14 protein-coding genes and 1 pseudogene are annotated in these 17,928 nt (G+C 64.8%); 9 read left to right on the forward strand and 6 right to left on the reverse strand.

Annotated features, from left to right (window positions below; genetic code table 11):
* Positions 1-59: 59 nt before the first annotated feature.
* Together NLM33_RS06990 and NLM33_RS06995 are read right to left on the reverse strand one after the other, a co-directional pair.
* Positions 60-743 (reverse strand): helix-turn-helix domain-containing protein, encoded by a 684-nt coding sequence (locus NLM33_RS06990; RefSeq protein WP_254095374.1) that lies wholly within the window; start codon positions 741-743, stop codon positions 60-62.
* A 420-nt stretch (positions 744-1,163) separates the two neighbouring features.
* Positions 1,164-2,293, reverse strand: a protein-coding gene (locus NLM33_RS06995; protein ID WP_254095161.1) for an IS3 family transposase whose coding sequence is annotated in 2 segments (ribosomal slippage) — positions 1,164-2,041 and positions 2,041-2,293 — 1,131 coding nt in all. Because the reading frame shifts where the segments join, the coding sequence is not laid out codon by codon here.
* Between the two features lie 62 nt (positions 2,294-2,355).
* Here NLM33_RS06995 and NLM33_RS07000 point away from each other — a divergent pair.
* Genes NLM33_RS07000 through NLM33_RS07010 form a run of 3 tightly spaced genes read left to right on the forward strand, consistent with a single transcriptional unit; the run spans position 2,356 to position 6,344 of the window.
* Positions 2,356-3,816 (forward strand): amidase, encoded by a 1,461-nt coding sequence (locus tag NLM33_RS07000; RefSeq protein ID WP_254105678.1) that lies wholly within the window; start codon positions 2,356-2,358, stop codon positions 3,814-3,816.
* Positions 3,817-3,867: 51 nt separating this feature from the next.
* Positions 3,868-5,097, forward strand: a complete 1,230-nt coding sequence (locus NLM33_RS07005) for an MFS transporter (RefSeq protein WP_254095375.1) — start codon at positions 3,868-3,870, stop codon at positions 5,095-5,097.
* A gap of 14 nt (positions 5,098-5,111) precedes the next feature.
* A complete protein-coding gene (locus tag NLM33_RS07010) occupies positions 5,112-6,344 on the forward strand; it encodes an FAD-binding oxidoreductase (RefSeq protein ID WP_254095376.1) in 1,233 nt (410 codons plus the stop codon).
* 1 nt (position 6,345) lies between these two features.
* Here the strand turns inward: NLM33_RS07010 and NLM33_RS07015 are convergent, their stop codons facing one another.
* The 4 genes and pseudogenes from NLM33_RS07015 to NLM33_RS07030 form a co-directional block, all read right to left on the reverse strand.
* The gene (locus tag NLM33_RS07015) at positions 6,346-8,430 is read right to left on the reverse strand and encodes a tetratricopeptide repeat protein (protein WP_254095377.1); all 2,085 of its coding nucleotides are present in this window, start codon (positions 8,428-8,430) and stop codon (positions 6,346-6,348) included.
* Between the two features lie 170 nt (positions 8,431-8,600).
* Positions 8,601-9,938 (reverse strand): dicarboxylate/amino acid:cation symporter, encoded by a 1,338-nt coding sequence (locus NLM33_RS07020; protein ID WP_254095378.1) that lies wholly within the window; start codon positions 9,936-9,938, stop codon positions 8,601-8,603.
* Between the two features lie 84 nt (positions 9,939-10,022).
* On the reverse strand, positions 10,023-10,583 hold the full coding sequence (locus tag NLM33_RS07025) for a biotin transporter BioY (protein ID WP_371930105.1): 561 nt from the start codon (positions 10,581-10,583) through the stop codon (positions 10,023-10,025).
* An 84-nt stretch (positions 10,584-10,667) separates the two neighbouring features.
* Positions 10,668-11,857: pseudogene (locus NLM33_RS07030) on the reverse strand (pyridoxal phosphate-dependent aminotransferase).
* A gap of 165 nt (positions 11,858-12,022) precedes the next feature.
* Between NLM33_RS07030 and NLM33_RS07035 the strand changes: the two are divergent.
* The 6 genes from NLM33_RS07035 (at position 12,023) to accC (ending at position 17,889) form a co-directional block, all read left to right on the forward strand.
* Entirely contained in the window at positions 12,023-13,426 is a 1,404-nt protein-coding gene (locus NLM33_RS07035) for a M48 family metalloprotease (protein ID WP_254095380.1), read from the forward strand.
* A gap of 110 nt (positions 13,427-13,536) precedes the next feature.
* A complete protein-coding gene (locus tag NLM33_RS07040) occupies positions 13,537-14,304 on the forward strand; it encodes a DsbA family protein (RefSeq protein ID WP_254095381.1) in 768 nt (255 codons plus the stop codon).
* Between the two features lie 196 nt (positions 14,305-14,500).
* On the forward strand, positions 14,501-15,241 hold the full coding sequence (locus tag NLM33_RS07045; RefSeq protein ID WP_254095382.1) for a DUF1236 domain-containing protein: 741 nt from the start codon (positions 14,501-14,503) through the stop codon (positions 15,239-15,241).
* A 227-nt stretch (positions 15,242-15,468) separates the two neighbouring features.
* The gene (gene aroQ, locus NLM33_RS07050; protein WP_254095383.1) at positions 15,469-15,936 is read left to right on the forward strand and encodes a type II 3-dehydroquinate dehydratase; all 468 of its coding nucleotides are present in this window, start codon (positions 15,469-15,471) and stop codon (positions 15,934-15,936) included.
* Between the two features lie 35 nt (positions 15,937-15,971).
* Positions 15,972-16,457, forward strand: a complete 486-nt coding sequence (gene accB, locus NLM33_RS07055; protein ID WP_254095384.1) for an acetyl-CoA carboxylase biotin carboxyl carrier protein — start codon at positions 15,972-15,974, stop codon at positions 16,455-16,457.
* A gap of 82 nt (positions 16,458-16,539) precedes the next feature.
* A complete protein-coding gene (accC, locus tag NLM33_RS07060) occupies positions 16,540-17,889 on the forward strand; it encodes an acetyl-CoA carboxylase biotin carboxylase subunit (protein ID WP_254095385.1) in 1,350 nt (449 codons plus the stop codon).
* Positions 17,890-17,928 lie beyond the last annotated feature (39 nt).

Below are 17,928 nucleotides of genomic sequence, written 5' to 3' on the forward strand. Positions count from 1 at the left end.
CTTCGGGACGCCTGCTTCGCAGGCTCCTTCAGGATGAGGAGAGATTGCTTGGAGCAGAACTAAAGCGGCGGCAGGTCGTCGTCGAGCGGCGGCACGTCGCGGGATGCGATCTGGCGGAGCTGGTCGTAAAGGTCAGGCGCTTCGCTGGTGCAGAGACAGACGCCCTTGGCGGCAGGCGCATCGCCGGCGTTGAGGTAGGCGTGACCCATGGTGCTGTCGAGGTAGATGCCGTCGCCCTCGCCCAGGATCTCCGGCGCGTAGAACTCGGTGTGGACAGCGACGCGGCCGCTCGTCACCAGAAAATACTCCTCGCCGGCATGGCGCAGCAGCGGGCCGAACTCTTCCAGCGAGCGCGCGCGGACCTCGGCCAGGATCGGCACCATGCGTTTGCCGATCAGGTCGGTGCATTGGTAGGTGTAGGTGTAGAACTTCGTGTTGATCACCTGCCCCTGCCCGGCCCGACTGAGGCTGCGCCGGGCGGTGACCGGCCGGTCGTGCGCGGGGCGCGCCGGAGTCGCCGGGTTGAACAGCTCGGCGATTTCCATCTTCATGCCCGAGGTGAGCTGCAACAGCTTGTCGTAGGTCAGCGACATCAGCCCGTTCTCGACCTTGGACAGGGTCGAGAGCGCCATGCCCGTCCGCTCCGCCACCTGCTTGAGCGTCAGGCCGCGCGCCTGGCGGGCGGCCTTAAGGCACTGGCCGAGCTGGGAATTGGCACCTTCGGGCGTCGTGATCTCGCTCATGCAGCAAGCCTAGCACGGCAGCAGAAAAATTGTTGGCCGATCCATCTAATCTTTTCGACGAAAAACACCCTAAATCACCTCATTTGGCGGCCTGTTGGGCAGCTAAGCCAGGATTTGTGCACGAAATGCTCGAGTTTGACGAATATTGGTGCGCTGGCCTCACTTTCCGATATGCTAAATCGTTTTCATAATTTGAAAGGGATTGGCATTGTCCGGGCTTTGCGATTCCAGCGCCGTCGAGCTGCGCCGCCTGCTGGCTGCGCGGGCGATCTCAGAGCTGGCCCCGGTTGTTTGGACAGCGCCCCGCGAAAATTAAGTGGATTCCTGCCGGGTTATGCTGAAGGCGGGGCTTTACGATTTTGCTGTGGCGTCGGGAGGGCGTAAGCCCGACCAGAGCCGCAGCAAAATCGTTGGCGACGATCATGCGGCCGTCACCATCGTTTGCGCGCCGAAGTAAGCCTCGTCGGGCGTGCGTTCGTCAAGGCTCGAGTGAGGACGTCCTCGGTTGTAGAACGCCAGATATTTGGAAATCGATGCTCGCGCCTCGAGCACGCTGTCGTAAGCACGCAGATAGACTTCCTCGTATTTGACAGTGCGCCACAGCCGCTCGACGAACACGTTGTCGCGCCAGGCACCCTTGCCGTCCATGCTGATGGCGATGTTCGCGTCCAGCAGCACGCCGGTGAAGTCGAGGCTGGTGAACTGGCTACCCTGATCCGTGTTGAAGATCTCGGGCCTGCCGTGCTTCGCCAACGCCTCCTGGAGCGCTTCGACGCAGAATATCGTCTCCATCGTGATCGATACGCGATGGACCAACACCCGTCGGCTGAACACATCGACGACCGCCGCGAGGTAGACGAATCCACGTCGCATCGGAATGTAGCTGATGTCCATTGCCCAGACCTGGTTCGGCCGCTCGATCTTCAATCCGCGCAATAGGTACGGGTAGATCTTGTGGCCCGGTGCGGGCTTGCTCGTGTTCGGACGGCGATAGATCGCCTCGATCCCCATGCGCTTCATCAGCGTCGCGACGTGGCGGCGGCCAATCTGCATGCCCTCACGCTGCAACAGCGATCGCAGCATGCGCGCCCCTGCGAAGGGATAATCGAGGTGCAGCTCATCGAGCCGGCGCATCAAGACAAGGTCCTCGGCCGAAACCGGCCGAGGTTCATAGTAAACCGTACTGCGGGCAAGGTTCAGGACCTTCGCCTGGCGCACGACAGACAGATCATGGTCGCGGTCGATCATCGCTTTGCGCTCAGCAGGCCCGCCTTGGTGAGCGCGCCGGACAAAAAATCGTTCTCCAACGCAAGCTCGCCGATCTTGGCATGTAACGCCTTCAAATCGACCGGCGCCTCGGCCGGTCCGTTGTCCTGCCCAAACACTCCGGCGGCGCCTTCCAGGAGTTGGGTCTTCCAGGTCGTGATCTGGTTCGGATGGACATCAAACAATTGCGCCAGCTCGGCCAACGTCTTCTCCCCCTTCACGGCCGCCAAAGCCACCTTTGCCTTGAATGCCGGAGAATGCGTCCGGCGACTCCTCTTCGTCATCTTCGCTCCTGATTCGCGGCAAGAAGCCTCGCCGCTCTCAGGCAGAAAATCCACTCAAGCTACTGTCCGAATTTGCGGAGCCAGCTCTCTCTCCTGTCGAGCTGCTCGACGCCTGCCTCTCGCGCATCGCCACGACCAATCCCGCCGTGAACGCCGTCGTGACGCTGGACGAGCCGGGCGCACGCGCTGCGGCCAAGGAAGCCGAGGCCGCCATCCTGCGCGGCGAGGATCGTGGCGCCCTGCACGGCCTCCCGGTTCTCCTCAAGGACACCCAGGACACCGCCAGGCTGCGCACGACCTATGGCAGCCCTTTGCTCCGGGATCACGTTCCTGCCGCTGACCAGGCTTCCGTTGCGCGGCTGCGCGCGGCCGGTGCGATCATCTTCGGCAAGACCAACACCCCGGAATGGGCGGCGGGCGGGAACACCCGCAATCCGGTGTTCGGCGCGACCGGCAATCCCTTCGATCCCATGCGCTCGGCGGCCGGCTCCTCCGGAGGCTCTGCCGTGGCGCTCGCCTGCGGCATGGCCCCGCTCGCCTCGGGCTCAGACACCGGCGGCTCCCTGCGCAATCCGGCGGGCTTTGCCGGCATCGTCGGCATGCGTCCCTCCTACGGCCTCGTGGCGAGCGAAAAGCGCGCCTTCGGCTGGTCGAACCTGTCGACCGACGGGCCGATGGCGCGCAACGTCGCCGACACCGCGCTGATGCTGTCGGTGATGGCGAGCGACGACGCGCGCGATCCGCTCGCCTACACCCTGCCCGGGGAACCGTTACGCGGACGCGCTGAACGCTGGACCGCCCCACACCCTGGCGAGCTCGGCAAGCTGCGCGTCGCCTTCACCGAAGACTTTGGCTTCGCCCCGACCGAACAGGCGATCCGCCGCGTGTTCCGCCACCGCGTTGGCAAGCTTGCGCCGCTGTTTGCCGAATGCCGCGAGGCGACGCCGGATTGCTCCGGCGCCGACGATGCCTTCGCCGTACTGCGCGCAGGCCTGTTCCTTGCCATGCACGGCAAGAACTACAAGGAACGTCCCGAGATGCTCGGGCCGAACGTGAGGGCCAATGTCGAGGAAGGCCTGAGCTACACACTCGAAGACTACGCGCGTGCCGCGACGACGCAGACGCGGATCTATCGCGCCTATCAAAGCTTCTTCGAGGCTTGCGACGTGCTGATCAGCCCGACCATCACGCTGAGCCCGCGGCCCTGGTCGGAGCTCTATCCGGCGGAGATCGACGGCGCGCCAACCAAATCCTATTTCCACTGGCTTGCGCTCGCCTATGCCGTGACGCTTCCAGGCCATCCCGCGCTCAGCCTGCCGCTCGGCGTCGATGAAGCGGGCCTGCCCTTTGGCCTTCAGATCGTGGGCCCGCGCGGCGGCGACGCCATCGTGCTGTCGGTGGCCGCGAGCATCGAGGCCGCCTTTGCGGGCGACCCGCAGCTCTGCCGCCCGATCCCAGATCTGGCGCGGCTCGCCGGGGCGCCGCCGCTCTCGGCCGCGCCAGGCTTCCTCACCTGGGAATGACCCCACAGCAGAGTTAGCAGCCACCGGATCGCCGGCGAAACGGAGATGAGCATGACTGAATTGTCGCAGCGGAAAACCGGGGTCGTCGCGTTCGTCCTGCTCTACATCGCCTACTGCATCTCCTATATCGACCGCGCAGCGATCTCGCTGGCGCTTGCGCAGATCGGCAAGGACTTCAATCTCCAGGCTGCCGATCTCGGCATCGTCATCAGCGCGTTCTTCCTCGGCTATGCCGCGATGCAGGTGCCGGGCGGATGGCTCTCCGACCGCTTCGGCTCGAAATATGTGGTGATCGTCACGATCGTGATGTGGTCGCTGTTCACGGCCTTCACGAGCCTTGCCTGGTCGCTGACGTCGCTGATCGCGATCCGCTTCATCTTCGGCATCGCCGAGGGCGGCTTTCCGCCGGCGAGCATTCGCGCCATCGCGGAGCTGTTCAAGAAGGACAGCCGGCCAAAAATGTCGGCGCTGCTGCTGTCGTCGAACTATGCCGGCAGCATGATCGCGCCGCTGATCATGGCGCCGCTGATCCTCTGGCTCGGCTGGCGCCACGCCTTCAACACGATCGGCATCGCCGGCCTCGTGTTCGCGCTCGTCTACTTCCTCTTCGTCCCGCATCTGGGGCGCATAGGCGAGGCCCAGGCGAACGCGGCGACGGCGAGGCCTGCGGACCGTGCGCCGATGCGCGAGCTGATGAAGAACCCGCTGATCTGGCAGTTGATGGTGGTGTGGTTCGGCCTCAGTTGCGTCAACAAGGGCCTGGATTCCTGGATGCCGCTCTACCTGCTCCAGCAGCGCGGGCTCGATCTCAAGACCGTCGGCATCGTGGCGCCGATCCCGTTCGTGATGGCGACGATCGCGACCGCGATCGGTGGCTGGGTGATGACGACGTTCTTCGCCGAGCGCGAAAAGTATCTGCTGATCGGCAGCTCCGCGTTGACCGGCATCTTCCTCTACGCCATGTACAAGGCGGAAACGATCGCGATGCTGATCACCTACCAGTCGGTGGTCTATTTCTTCAAATCCTTCGTGCTGGCCTCGGTGGTTGCGCTTCCGACCAAGCTGCTTCGCGACGACCAGATCGGATCGGGCGTCGGCATGGTCAATCTCGGCGGCCAGAGCGCGGGCTTCGTGGCGCCGGCGGCGATTGGCTTCATCGTGACCGGAACCGGATCGTTCGATGCGGCCTTCGGCTTCCTGGTGGCGATGACCGCGATGTCGGTCGTCGTCGCGGCGACCATCAACACGGCGCAACCCAAGCTCGCGCCGCGCCTGGCCTAAAGGGAAACATGCCGATGCAAAGCGCAATCGTCCTTGGCGGTGGCATGATCGGCGTGAGCGCCGCGCTGCATCTGCAGCGGCGTGGCTGGTCGGTGACGCTCATCGACCGCAGGGAGCCGGGCCGCGAGACCAGCTACGGCAATGCCGGAATGATCCAGGCCGAGGCTGTGCGGCCTTATCCGATGCCGCGCGACTTTGCGACGCTCCTGAAGATCGCGACCGGCCGCACGAATGACGTTCGCTACAGCCTTGCGTCCCTGCACCGCCACGTCGAGCCCCTGCTCCGCTATTGGTGGCATTCGGCGCCGAAGCGGCATCGCGAGGCGAGCGAAGCATGGGCGCGCCTGATTGCCTATGCGACAGCGGAGCACGATGTCCTCATCCGCGAGGCTCACGCCGACAATCTCATCCGCCGCGCCGGCTATCGCATGCTGCATCGCGATCCCGCCGCATTCGAGCTCGCGATCAAGGCCGCGGAGCAAAACCAGCGCGACTTCGGCGTGAAGTTTCGTGTCCTGAACGGCAGCGAGCTCGCGAAGGCCGAACCGATCGTGCGCGATGATCTTCCGGGTGCCATTCACTGGCTGGAGCCATGGACCGTTTCGGATCCCGGCGCCTTGGTCGCCGCTTATGCCGACCTGTTCGAGCGCCTCGGCGGTCATATCCTTCTCGGCGATGCGCAGACGTTGCAGCAGACCTCGTCCGGCTGGTCCGTGCAAACCGACGACGGACCGATCGATGCCGCCAACGTCGTCGTCACGCTCGGACCGTGGTCACCCGACCTGTTGCAAAAATTCGGCTACCGCATTCCGCTGGTGCGCAAGCGCGGCTACCATATGCACTATAGCGGCGGCGTTTCGCTCGACCTTCCGCTGCACGATCCGGCAAGAGGCTATGCCATGGCGCCGATGGCCAGGGGCATCCGCATCACCACTGGCGCGGAGCTGACCGGGCCGGATGCGACGGCAACGCCCGTGCAACTCGCCAGCGCTGAGGCTTCCGCGCGAGAGCTGCTCGATCTCGGCGGCCGCGTCGAACCCGAGCCGTGGTACGGCACGCGGCCCTGCACGCCCGACATGTTGCCGGTGCTTGGGCCCGCGCCGCGCCATCGCGGTCTCTGGATGAATTTCGGCCACGGCCACCAGGGCTTGACGCTGGGACCCGCGACCGGCCGCTTGCTCGCGGAGATGATGAGCGGCGAAACGCCGTCGATCGATCCCGCGCCATACCGGCCGGAGCGTTTCTAGTTTAGCCAGCGCGTTTCGCGGCGAGAACCGCCAGCGCGGCAGACATCCGCATCAGTGGGTCGTCCCATTCGCGCGGCCTGCGCTGTCGGAACAGCCGCATGGTCGGATACCACGGGCTATCCTCCCGATCGCGCAGCCAGCGCCAGTCGAGCGCGTAAGGCAGCAGCATCCAGACGGGGCGGCCGAGCGCGCCGGCGAGATGCGCAACCGACGTGTCAACCGCGATGACGAGATCCAGCGCCGCAACCGCTGCGGCTGTGTCGGCGAAATCGCCGAGCGCTGGCGCGAGATCGATGATGTCAGTGCCAAGCGCCGCCAGCACCGGGACGTCAGCCTCGCGCGGCTCCTTCTGCAAGCTGTAGAGCTGCACGTCAGGCGTGATCAGGTGCGGCAACACGTCTTCTGCCGGCAGAGAGCGCTGCGCGTCGCCCTTGTGCCTGGGATTGCCGGCCCAGACCACGCCTACCTTCAGGGCGCTCACGCCATCGAGCGCGGCGCGCCATCGCGACAGCCTTGCGGGATCCGGATGCAGATAGGGCACGTCCGCAGGAATCGTGTCGAGCGTCGTGCCGAACACGCGCGGCAGGCTCATCAGCGGCAGTTGCACATCGAACGGCGGTAGCGGCTCGCCGCGCGCGATCACGGTGACACCCTCCATCGTGCGCAGCAGCGAGACGAGCGCCGGCTGGACCTGGAGGATGATGGTGCCCCCCTGTGCGGCCACCATCGGCAGATAGCGCACGAATTGCAGGGCATCGCCGAGCCCGTATTCGGCGAACAGCAGAAGCACGCGGCCGTCAAGCGGCTCGCCCTGCCATTCCGGCTCACTGAAGGTCGGATCGCCGTCAGACAGGGTCTTGCACCTGCGCCGCCATTGATAGGCTTCAAGGCCGCTGGCGAAGTCGCCGTTCATCAGCAAGAAATGCGCGTGGTTGTATTGCGCGAGCGGCTGCTCCGGATCGAGCGCGATGGCCTGGTGCGAGGCGGCAAGCGCCTCGTCGATTTCGCCGGCGTTACGCAGCGCCACCGCGAGGTTCGCATGGCCTTTGGCGTAGGCGGGATCGGCGGCGACGGCGCGGCGATGCGCGGCGACGGCAGCTTCGACACGCCCCTGCTTCTCGAAGATGATGCCGAGATTGGTGTGGGCTGGCGCGTGATCGGCGTTCAGCTCCAGCGCCCGCTCGCAAGCTGCGATGGCCTCATCGAAAAGTCCGAGCTCGCACAGGCAGGCGCCAAGATTGCTGACGATCACATGATCAGCCGGATCGCGCGCGATGGTCCGCTGGTAAGTCGCGGCCGCCTGATGCAGATGGCCCGCCTCGTGCAGGACGAGACCGAGCAACCGCAGCGCCGGAAGATTGTCCGGATCGAGCGCCGTCGCGCGGCGATAGTGTACGATCGCCTCATCGAGCTCGCCCTTGCGGTAGAGCGCAGCGCCGAGATTGCAAAGCAGGCCCGGATCCTCGGGGTCCGCTTCGAGGGCACGACGATAGGCCATCACGGCCTCGTCGAGCTTCTTCTGATCAGCAAGCACATTGCCGAGATTGAGCCAGGCGCCGCGATGCGCTGGATCGCGCAGGATCGTTTCACGATAAGCGTCCTCGGCCTCGGCGAGCCGCCCCTGCCCCGCCAGCGCAACGGCCAGATTGAAATGCGCACGGGTCAGATGCGGATCGATCTCGATGGCGCGCTGATAAGCCCCTTCCGCGTCCTCGAAGCGCGACAGCTCGGCCAGCGCCACGCCGAGCTTGTTGTAGAGAGCCGCATCGCGTGGCCGCCGCAGCAGCGCGCGCCGAAACGCCGCCACCGCGCCGTCCCGCTCGCCCTTCACGGCAAGCGCATCGCCCAGCGTGACGAGGGCCGGCGCGTGGTCGGGATCGAGGCTGAACACGCGGCCCAGCAGGCTTGCCCCGTCGCTCGCTCGGTCCGTTACGAAAGCGACCACGGCGGACAGATGCAGCGCCGGCACATGGTCGGGATGCGCCTTCAGGACTTCGCCGCACAACAGGCCAGCCTGATCCGGCCGCCCCGCCTCGTAATGCTCCACCGCCTGCAACAGAATCCGATCGACCGCCGCCTTGCCCACGATGCCGCCCGCCCTTCGCTCCGAAATCCCGATGGGGGTTAAACGGGCGAGCGCGAAAATTCCGTCACTTTGGATGCCTGGCAAAACAGCAAGGGCTGATCGACCATGTCGACCAGCCCTGTCACTTCAAGGCGTAGCGGCGCGAGGCGCCGTTGCGATCAGCTTGCAGCTCAGTCCGTCGTGAGCGCCGTCTCCAGGTCGGTCGGATCGATCTGCTGGCTCAGCCGCGCATTGAGCTTGTCGCGGTCGAGTTCGCCTTCCCACCAGGCGACGACAACGCAGGCGACGCCGTTGCCGCAGAGATTGGTCAGCGCGCGGCATTCGCTCATGAACTTGTCGATGCCGAGCACGATCGCCATGCCCGGCACGAGCCGGGGATCGACCACCGCCAGGGTCGCGGCGAGCGTGATGAAGCCCGCACCGGTGATGCCGGAGGCGCCCTTCGAGGTCAGCATCGCCACGACCAGGATGGTGATCTGCTGGCCCAAGGTGAGATCGACGCCGAGTGCCTGCGCGATGAACAGGGTCGCCAGGGTCATGTAGATGTTGGTGCCGTCGAGGTTGAACGAGTAGCCCGTGGGCACCACGAGGCCAACCACGGACTTCGAACAACCGAGCCGTTCCAGCTTCTCCATCAAGGACGGCAGCGCGCTTTCCGAGGATGAGGTGCCGAGCACGATCAACAGCTCGTCCTTGATGTAGGCCAGGAACTTGAAGATCGAGAAGCCGGCAAAGCGCGCGATCATGCCAAGCACGACGAACACGAACAGCGCCGCCGTGACGTAGAACGTGGCGATCAGCCCGATCAGGTTGAGGATCGCGCCGGTGCCGAACTTGCCGATCGTATAGGCCATTGCGCCGAATGCGCCGATCGGCGCCGCGCGCATCACGATCGAGATGACACCGAACACGGCATGGGCGGCATCGTCGATGAAGCTGCGAATCGTATGGCCGCGCTCGCCGAGGCCCATGATGGCGAAGCCGAACAACACCGAGAACAGCAGCACCTGGAGGATCTCGCCTTGCGCGAAGGCGCCGACCACGGTGTCAGGGATGATGTGCAGGATGAAGTCGACGCTCTTCTGTCCCTCGGCCTGCTTGGCGTAGTTGGCCACCGCCTGGGCGTTGGCCGCCGCGCTGCCGAAGCCTGCGCCCGGCTTGACGAGATTGCCGACGACGAGCCCGATCAGGAGCGCGAAGGTCGAGACGACCTCGAAATAGACCAGCGCCTTGACGCCGATGCGGCCGACCTTCTTGGCGTCCTGAATGTGGGCGATGCCCGAGACCACGGTGCAGAAGATGATCGGCGCGATCACCATCTTGATCAGCTTGATGAAGCCGTCGCCCATCGCCTTGATCCAGTCGTTGGTAGCGACCGAGGGCCACAACCAGCCGACGATGGCGCCCAGGAAGATGGCGATCAGCACTTGGACATAGAGAACCTTGTACCACGGCTTGGCGGCGGCCTTTGCGGCCGGCGCGCCCGCAGTCATCGTTGTCGTCGTCATTGCTCCCTCCCCTTAACTCTCTTGGTTCTAGCCAAGATCAACTTGGCGGGCCGAGTCAAATGGAACTGCTCGGCCGTTGGCCGCCTATTGGCGGCGGTCGATGACCCGGCGCGCGGCCGGCATCAAGGTCGCCCCGAGCCCGTTCTTGACCAGCGACGCGGCGATGAACGGCAGGATGCCGACCTGCCAGGCCTTGGCGGCGCCAAGCCCGAGGCCGAACGCCAACCAGGCGAAACCCATCGCCAAAATGACGATGTGGCCGATGGCCATGGCCGCGAACAGCCAGGCCACGCTGCGATCCCAGCCCCGCTCGGCGAGAAAGCCCGTGACGAAGGCCGCCACGACGAAACCGAACAGATAGCCGGCCGTGGGGCCGATAAGCGGAGCGAGGCCGCCGACCGGGCCCGCAAACACCGGCAGGCCGATCGCGCCTTCCGCGAGATACGCGATCATGGTTGCGCTACCGAGGCGCCAGCCATAGGCGGCGCCGATCATCAGCACGACCAGGGTCTGCAACGTCATTGGCACATAGGGCAGCGGCAGGCTGACCTTGGCTGACAGCGCCATCAAAGTCGTTCCAAGCGCAACCAGCACGAGCGCGCGCAGAGCGCCCGCCGCCTCGCCGCTTTGGACCGGCCAGACGATGGCGGCGAGAGGAAAATGCGGCACGGCGGCAGGCGATCTGTCGGACAAGTTGAACTCCGGAAGGCTCTTTTGAAAACTGGCGGGCTATTTAAGCCAGTGAGCGATCCGGTCAACTGCTTCCCGCATCTCCTCCGCCGATCTCGCATAGGAGAAGCGGATGAAGGAGCGGCCGTGCACGGGATCGAAATCGATGCCGGGCGTGGCCGCGACATGGGCCTGCTCCAGCATCTGCTTGGCGAACTCGAAACTGTCGGAGGTGAAATCCGACACGTCAGCATAGAGATAGAATGCGCCATCGGCGGGCAGGAACTTGGTCAGGCCAGCCTTGGGCAGCCCCTCGATCAGGATGCGGCGGTTCTCCTGATAGCCGTGCTTGATCTCCTCCATCTCGGCTGCGCCGTCGAAGGCTGCTTCTGCCGCGATCTGCGACAGCGACGGCACCGAGATCGACAGGTTCTGCTGGAGCCGCTCGACCGGCCGCACCAGGACCTCCGGCACGACCATCCAGCCGACCCGCCAGCCGGTCATGCAAAAATATTTCGAAAACGAATTGATGATGAGCGCCTGGTCCGACAGCGCAGCCGCAGTGACCGCGGGGAATGCGTAATCGAGGCCGTGATAGATCTCGTCCGAGATGAAGCGGATGCCGGCGCCCTCCGCGGCCGCGATCAGGCTGGACAGCGCCTCCCCGGACATCATGGTTCCAGTGGGGTTGGCGGGGCTTGCGACCAGCACGCCCTTGAGCGGCGCCTTGCGATGGGCGGCAAGCAGCGCCTCGCCGGTCAAGGCGTGACGGGTCTCGCTGGTGGTCTCGATCGGCACCGGCTCGCAGCCGAGCGCGGTCAGGATATGGCGGTAAAAGGCGGATAGCCGGGCACCGTCACCGCGACGCGGTCGCCTGGCTCGAACAGGGCAAGGAAGGCCAGGATGAAGCCGCCGGAAGACCCGGTGGTGACGACAATCCGCTCGGGGCTCACCGCGCAGCCATAGGCGTCGCGATAATGGCGCGCGATGCGCTCGCGCAACGAGGAGATGCCGAGCGCGGAGGTATAATCGATCCGCGCAGTGTCCAGCGCCTTGTGGGCGGCCGCGATCGCGGTCTTCGGGGCCGGCGCGGCAGGCTGGCCGACCTCCATATGAATGACGTGGCCGCCGGCCGCCTCTATGCGCGCGGCCGCCGCCATCACGTCCATCACCATGAAGGGGGGAACGTCACTGCGGCGGGATGGCGTCAGCCAGGGCTCCAGCCGGTTCCTCAATATCGCATCGGCCATCAATATCTGCTATTTCGCTTCCGGTCCGGAACCCCCAGGGGGGCCGGGAACGGGGCGCCCGCGCCCCAGACTGGCCGCATTGTGCGGCTCATTAGGGCATAGCCCGTATCCGGTCCGACGCCAATCGCCAAGACCAATCACAAAACTGCATTTCAAGACCGATCGATGTTGCTCCAACTCGCTTTGCGCAAGAAGGCCTCCGCTCTCACCGCCATCGTGACTGCGACCGCCATGGTGCTGGCGCCGCTCCCGGCGATCAAGGCGCAGGAGAGACCCAGGGGCCCGCCGGTGCTGCGCGACACCGAGACCGAGCAATTGCTGCGCGAATATACCAGGCCCATCCTGCGCGCCGCCGGTCTGGAGAAGCAGAACATCCAGATGGTGATCATCAACGACGCATCGTTCAATGCGTTCGTCGCCGACGGCCGCCGGATCTTCGTCAATTACGGCGCGATCATGCAGTCGGAAACGCCGAACCAGCTGATCGGCGTGCTCGCGCACGAGACCGGGCATCTGGCCGGCGGCCATCTCGCCAAGCTCCGCCTGGAGCTGGCTAGCGCCCAGACCCAGATGATCATCGCCATGCTGCTCGGCGCCGGCGCCATGGTCGCAGGCGCCCGCAGCGGCAACGCCAACAACGGTCTCGCCAATGCCGGCGCGGCCGCCGTCGCCGGGCCGCAGGAGATGATCCGCCGCTCGCTGTTGTCCTATCAGCGCCAGCAGGAGGAGAACGCCGACCGCGCCGGCGTGAAGTTCCTGACCGCGACCCAGCAGTCGCCGAAGGGCATGTACGAGACCTTCAAGCGCTTCACCAGCGAGAGCCTGTTCGCCGCGCGTGGCGCCGATCCCTATTTGCAGTCGCATCCGATGCCGGCCGAGCGCGTCGAGGCGCTCGCCGAGTTCGCCCGCTCCAGCCCGTATTGGGACAAGAAGGACGACCCGGCGCTGCAGGCCCGCCATGACATGGTTCGCGCCAAGGTCTCCGCCTTCATGGAGCGGCCCGAGACCGTCTATCGCCGCTATCCGCTGACCAACGACAGCCTGCCCGCACGCTATGCCCGCGCCATCAGCACCTATCTGCACGGCGATCTGCGCAGCGCACTGGCCCAGATCGACGCGCTGATCCAGTTGCAGCCGAACAACCCGTATTTCTACGAGGTGCGCGGCCAGGCCTTGCTCGAGAGCGGCAAGCCGGCGGAAGCGATCCCTGCCCTGCGCAAGGCGGTACAGCTCTCCGGCAACGCCCCGCTCATCGAGATGTTACTTGGGCAGGCTCTGGTCGGAACTGATAATAAGTCCTACACGGACGAAGCGATCCGGATTCTCCGTGCCGCGGTGGCGCGGGAGCCGGAGGCGCCGCTCGGCTACACGCAGCTCGCCATGGCCTTTGGCCGCAAGGGGGACTATGCGGAGGCCGATCTGGCATCGGCGCAGGCAGCTTACCTGCGCGGCGACAACAAGACCGCACGCGAGCTTGCGACGCGCGCAAAAACCCGTTTCGCCATCGGCACGCCCGGCTGGGTCAAGGCCGATGACATCGTGGCGTCAAAACCGCCACGCAATAATTAGACGATCAGAACGACATCGACACAACGACTGACACCAAGACGTCACGGCGCGGCCACGTTAGATCGGCCGGGATGTTTTCCGAAACCTGCTTTCGACCAGAGGATTTGCCAATGCCTTCGCTGCGCCTGATCTTACCCGCCCTGCTTGCGCTCGCCGTGTTCGGCGCAACCGGGCCGGCCTCGGCCGACAGCTTCACTGACGCCCAGCGCTCCGACATCGAGACGATCATCAAGAACTATCTCGTCAGCCATCCCGAGGTGCTCGAGGATGCGATGGCCGAGCTCAGCAAGCGCCAGGCAACCGCCGAAGCGCAGAAGCACGAAGCAAGCATCGCGCAGAATGCGGATGCGATCTTCAACTCGCCGCGCCAGGTCGTGCTCGGCAACAAGGACGGCGACGTCACCTTCGTCGAGTTCTTCGACTACAATTGCGGCTACTGCAAGCGCGCGATGACCGACATGCTCGACCTCATGAAGGCCGATCCCAAGCTGAAGGTCGTGCTCAAGGAATTTCCGGTGCTGAGCCAGGGCTCGGTCGAGGCGGCGCAGGTTGCGGTTGCCGTCCGCATGCAGGATCCCACCGGCAAGAAATATCTCGACTTCCACCAGAAGCTGCTCGGCGGCCGCGGCCAGGCCGACAAGGCGCACGCGCTTGCCGCCGCCAAGGAAGCCGGTCTCGACGTCGCGAAGATCGAGAAGGACATGGCCAATCCGGAAGTGCGTGCCACGATCGAGGAGAACTTCAAGCTCGCCGAAGCGATGGGCATGAACGGCACGCCGAGCTACGTGATCGGCAAGCAGATCGTGGTCGGCGCCATCGGCCTCGACGGCCTGAAGGAAAAGATCGGCGTCGCACGCTGCGGCAAGGCGACCTGCTAGTTCCAGATTTCGATTATCCGAACACTGCAAAAAGGCCGGCTTTTGCCGGCCTTTTTTTGTTGTCAGGATCTTGGCGCGACCATTCATCTCGCATTCAACAAACAAAAGTCGCGGAACCACTGAAGTTTCGGAACATCTCATTTCTCCTTTCGTTGTCGGCGCGGGCAATGACGCAGTCACACGTGAGGAGAACTCGATGATGAATCGCTTTATGATTTCGGTTGCCGCGCTCGCGCTTGTCGCCGGAACCGGCTTTGCCAGTGCGCAAGGCATGAACCGCGAGCAGGGCTCCGGCGGATCGCAGCAGATGCAGCAGCATTCGCAGCCCTCGACCGGCGCAGCCGAGCATGGCGCCACGGGTAAGGAGTCCCAGGGCAAGGAGAAGGGCACGGTCGGACAGGCCGGCGGGTCGATGAAGTCCGGCGCGGAAGAGAAATCTTCAGGCGCGATGAAGGACGAGAAGTCCTCGGGCACGATGCACAAGAATCCGACGGCTGAGGAGAAGTCGGGTGCAACGAAGGGCCAACGCACGGACGAACGCGCCCAGGGTCAGCACGACAAGTCGAAGGGCATGAGCTCGGAGACGCAAACCAAGTCTGGCACGGCCGCTAGCGAGAACCGCCAGGGCCAGACCGGTGCTTCGACGTCGACGCAGACCACCGGCCAGGCGGCTGCTGGAGCCAAGCTCTCGACCGAGCAGCGCACGCAGATCACCTCGGTCATCCGCGAGGAGAAGGTTGCTCCGGTCGGCAACGTGAACTTCTCGGTTTCGGTCGGCACGCGGATTCCGCGTGAGGGCATCGAGCTGCACGCCCTGCCGTCCCGCGTCGTGACGATTTATCCGGAATGGCGGAGCTACAGGTACGTCCTGGTCCGCGATGAGATCGTGATCATCGATCCCGTCACCTATGAGATCGTGGCCGTCCTGAACGTCTAAGGACGAGCCGCACTACCCTCCGGGGCGGGCAGCAATGCCCGCCCTTTGCTTTGGGCGGCAGCCATGCTTTGGACTGGTTAACAAGCAATTTCCGTAGCTTCCGCACAGCTTTTTGCAGTCCGGATGAGCTATCTGAGACCCCACAGGAGGTCCTTCAAGGCTTCCCCTAAGCCCCTTTGTTACCTATAACCCCCGCCACCTTCGCCAAAGTACCTGCCGGGATTTCAATGGCTGAACCTGCGACCGACACGATCCTCGTCCTCAACGGGCCGAACCTCAACATGCTGGGGACGCGCGAACCGGAAAAATACGGGCACGCGACGCTCGCCGATGTCGAGACGCTGTGCCGGGAGACCGCGGCGAAGTTTGGCCTCAAGGCCGACTGCCGGCAGTCCAACCGCGAAGGCGAATTGATCGACTTCATCCACGAGGCCCACGCCCGCAAGATGAAGGGCATCATCATCAACGCCGGCGGCTATTCGCACACCTCGATCGCGCTGCACGATGCGCTGCTCGCGGTGCAGATCCCGACCGTCGAGGTGCACGTCACCAACATCCATGCCCGCGAGAGCTTCCGTCACCATTCCTACACCGCCCGCGCCGCCTTCGCGTCGCTGTGCGGCTTCGGCATCGAGGGCTACCGCCTCGCGATCCAGGGCCTTGCCGCCAAGCTCGGCATCAAGCCCAAAGCCTGACGCCCCTTTCAAACAGAAGGTTCGGAATCAAGATCATGGCGCGCCAGCCAGACGATAAAGCAGCCGCAAAGTTTTCCAGCGAGGATTCCGCGCTCATCCGCGAACTCGCGACCCTGCTCGACGAGACGAGCCTCACCGAGATCGAGATCGAGCGCGCAGGGCTTCGCCTGCGCGTCGCGCGCAACGTCAGCGTTACTGCGGCCGTGCCGACGTCGGTCATCGCGGCCCCTGTCGCGGCCGTTGCCGCGGCGACTGCTGCCGCAGCACCGGCGGATCTCTCGAAACATCCCGGCGCCGTCACCTCGCCGATGGTCGGCACCGCCTATTGGGCGCCCGAGCCGGGCGCAAAGCCTTTCATCGAGGTCGGCTCCAAGGTCTCGGTCGGTCAGACGCTCCTCATCATCGAAGCGATGAAGACCATGAACCAGATCCCCTCACCGCGCGCCGGAACCGTGACGCAGATCCTGGTCGAGGACAGCCAGCCGGTCGAGTTCGGCGAGCCGCTGGTCATCATTGAATAAGCGAGTGGCGAATGGCGAATAGCGAATGGTTGCCGTCCTGCCATTCGCCATTCGCTGCTCGCTATTCGCCCGCTGAGGCACCATGTTCGACAAGATCCTCATAGCCAATCGCGGCGAGATCGCCCTTCGCATCCTGCGGGCCTGCAAGGAGCTCGGGATCGCGACCGTCGCCGTGCACTCCACCGCCGACGCGGACGCGATGCATGTCCGCCTCTCCGACGAGAGCGTGTGCATCGGGCCGCCGCAGTCGAAGGACAGCTATCTCAACGTTCCCGCGCTGCTCGCGGCCTGCGAGATCACCGGCGCCGATGCGGTGCATCCGGGCTACGGCTTCCTGTCGGAGAATGCGCGCTTTGCGGAAATCCTCTCCGAGCACAATCTGCATTTCATCGGCCCGAAGGCCGAGCACATCCGCCTGATGGGCGACAAGATCGAGGCCAAGAAGACCGCCAAGAGGCTCGGCATCCCCGTGGTGCCCGGCTCCGACGGCGCGGTCGGTCCCAACGACGACGCGATGGCGATCGCAAAGGAGATCGGCTTCCCCGTGCTGGTGAAGGCTGCCGCCGGTGGCGGTGGCCGCGGCATGAAGGTCGCGCACAGCGAGGCAGACCTTTTACTGGCGCTGTCGACGGCCGCCAACGAGGCGAAATCTGCCTTCGGCGACGCGTCCGTTTACCTGGAAAAATACCTGAAGAAGCCGCGCCACATCGAAATCCAGATCCTCGGCGACGGCCGCGGCGGCGCGATCCATCTCGGCGAACGCGACTGCTCGCTGCAACGCCGTCACCAGAAGGTCTGGGAGGAAGGCCCCTCGCCCGTCCTCTCCGCAGCCGCGCGCGCCAAGATCGGCGAAACCTGTGCCAAGGCGATGCGCGAGATGAAGTATCTCGGCGTCGGCACCATCGAGTTCCTCTTTGAAGACGGCGAGTTCTACTTCATCGAGATGAACACGCGCATCCAGGTCGAGCATCCCGTCACCGAGAGCATCACCGACATCGACCTCGTGCTGGAGCAGATCCGCATTGCCGCCGGCGGCGACCTGCCGGCGAAGCAGGAGGACATCCAGATCATCGGGCACGCGATCGAGTGCCGCATCAATGCCGAGCACCCGCAGACCTTCCGGCCCTCGCCCGGCCGGATCTCGCAGTACCACCCGCCCGGCGGCCTGGGCGTACGGATCGATTCGGCCGTCTATCAGGGCTACACGATCCCGCCCTATTACGATTCCCTCGTCGGCAAGCTGATCGTGCACGGCAAGACCCGCACCGAATGCCTGATGCGGCTGCGCCGCGCGCTGGACGAGATGGTGGTCGATGGCATCGAGACCACGCTGCCCCTGTTCCGGGCTCTGGTGCGTGAACCCGCCATCATCGACGGCGATTATCACATCCACTGGCTGGAACAGTATCTGGCCGGCCAGTCCGGCAACTAGCCGCCCCCATCCTTCCCCTGCTATGGAACCGAACGCGGC

The organism is Bradyrhizobium sp. CCGUVB1N3 (assembly GCF_024199925.1).
Classification (GTDB): domain Bacteria; phylum Pseudomonadota; class Alphaproteobacteria; order Rhizobiales; family Xanthobacteraceae; genus Bradyrhizobium.

Coding starts and splice junctions, on each gene's coding strand:
- NLM33_RS07045 (WP_254095382.1), top strand. CDS start 14,501: ATGATGAATCGCTTTATGATTTCGGTTGCCGCGCTCGCGCTTGTCGCC.
- NLM33_RS07020 (WP_254095378.1), bottom strand. CDS start 9,938: ATGACGACGACAACGATGACTGCGGGCGCGCCGGCCGCAAAGGCCGCC.
- NLM33_RS07010 (WP_254095376.1), top strand. CDS start 5,112: ATGCAAAGCGCAATCGTCCTTGGCGGTGGCATGATCGGCGTGAGCGCC.
- NLM33_RS07005 (WP_254095375.1), top strand. CDS start 3,868: ATGACTGAATTGTCGCAGCGGAAAACCGGGGTCGTCGCGTTCGTCCTG.
- accB (WP_254095384.1), top strand. CDS start 15,972: ATGGCGCGCCAGCCAGACGATAAAGCAGCCGCAAAGTTTTCCAGCGAG.
- NLM33_RS07035 (WP_254095380.1), top strand. CDS start 12,023: ATGTTGCTCCAACTCGCTTTGCGCAAGAAGGCCTCCGCTCTCACCGCC.
- NLM33_RS07040 (WP_254095381.1), top strand. CDS start 13,537: ATGCCTTCGCTGCGCCTGATCTTACCCGCCCTGCTTGCGCTCGCCGTG.
- NLM33_RS06990 (WP_254095374.1), bottom strand. CDS start 743: ATGAGCGAGATCACGACGCCCGAAGGTGCCAATTCCCAGCTCGGCCAG.
- accC (WP_254095385.1), top strand. CDS start 16,540: ATGTTCGACAAGATCCTCATAGCCAATCGCGGCGAGATCGCCCTTCGC.
- aroQ (WP_254095383.1), top strand. CDS start 15,469: ATGGCTGAACCTGCGACCGACACGATCCTCGTCCTCAACGGGCCGAAC.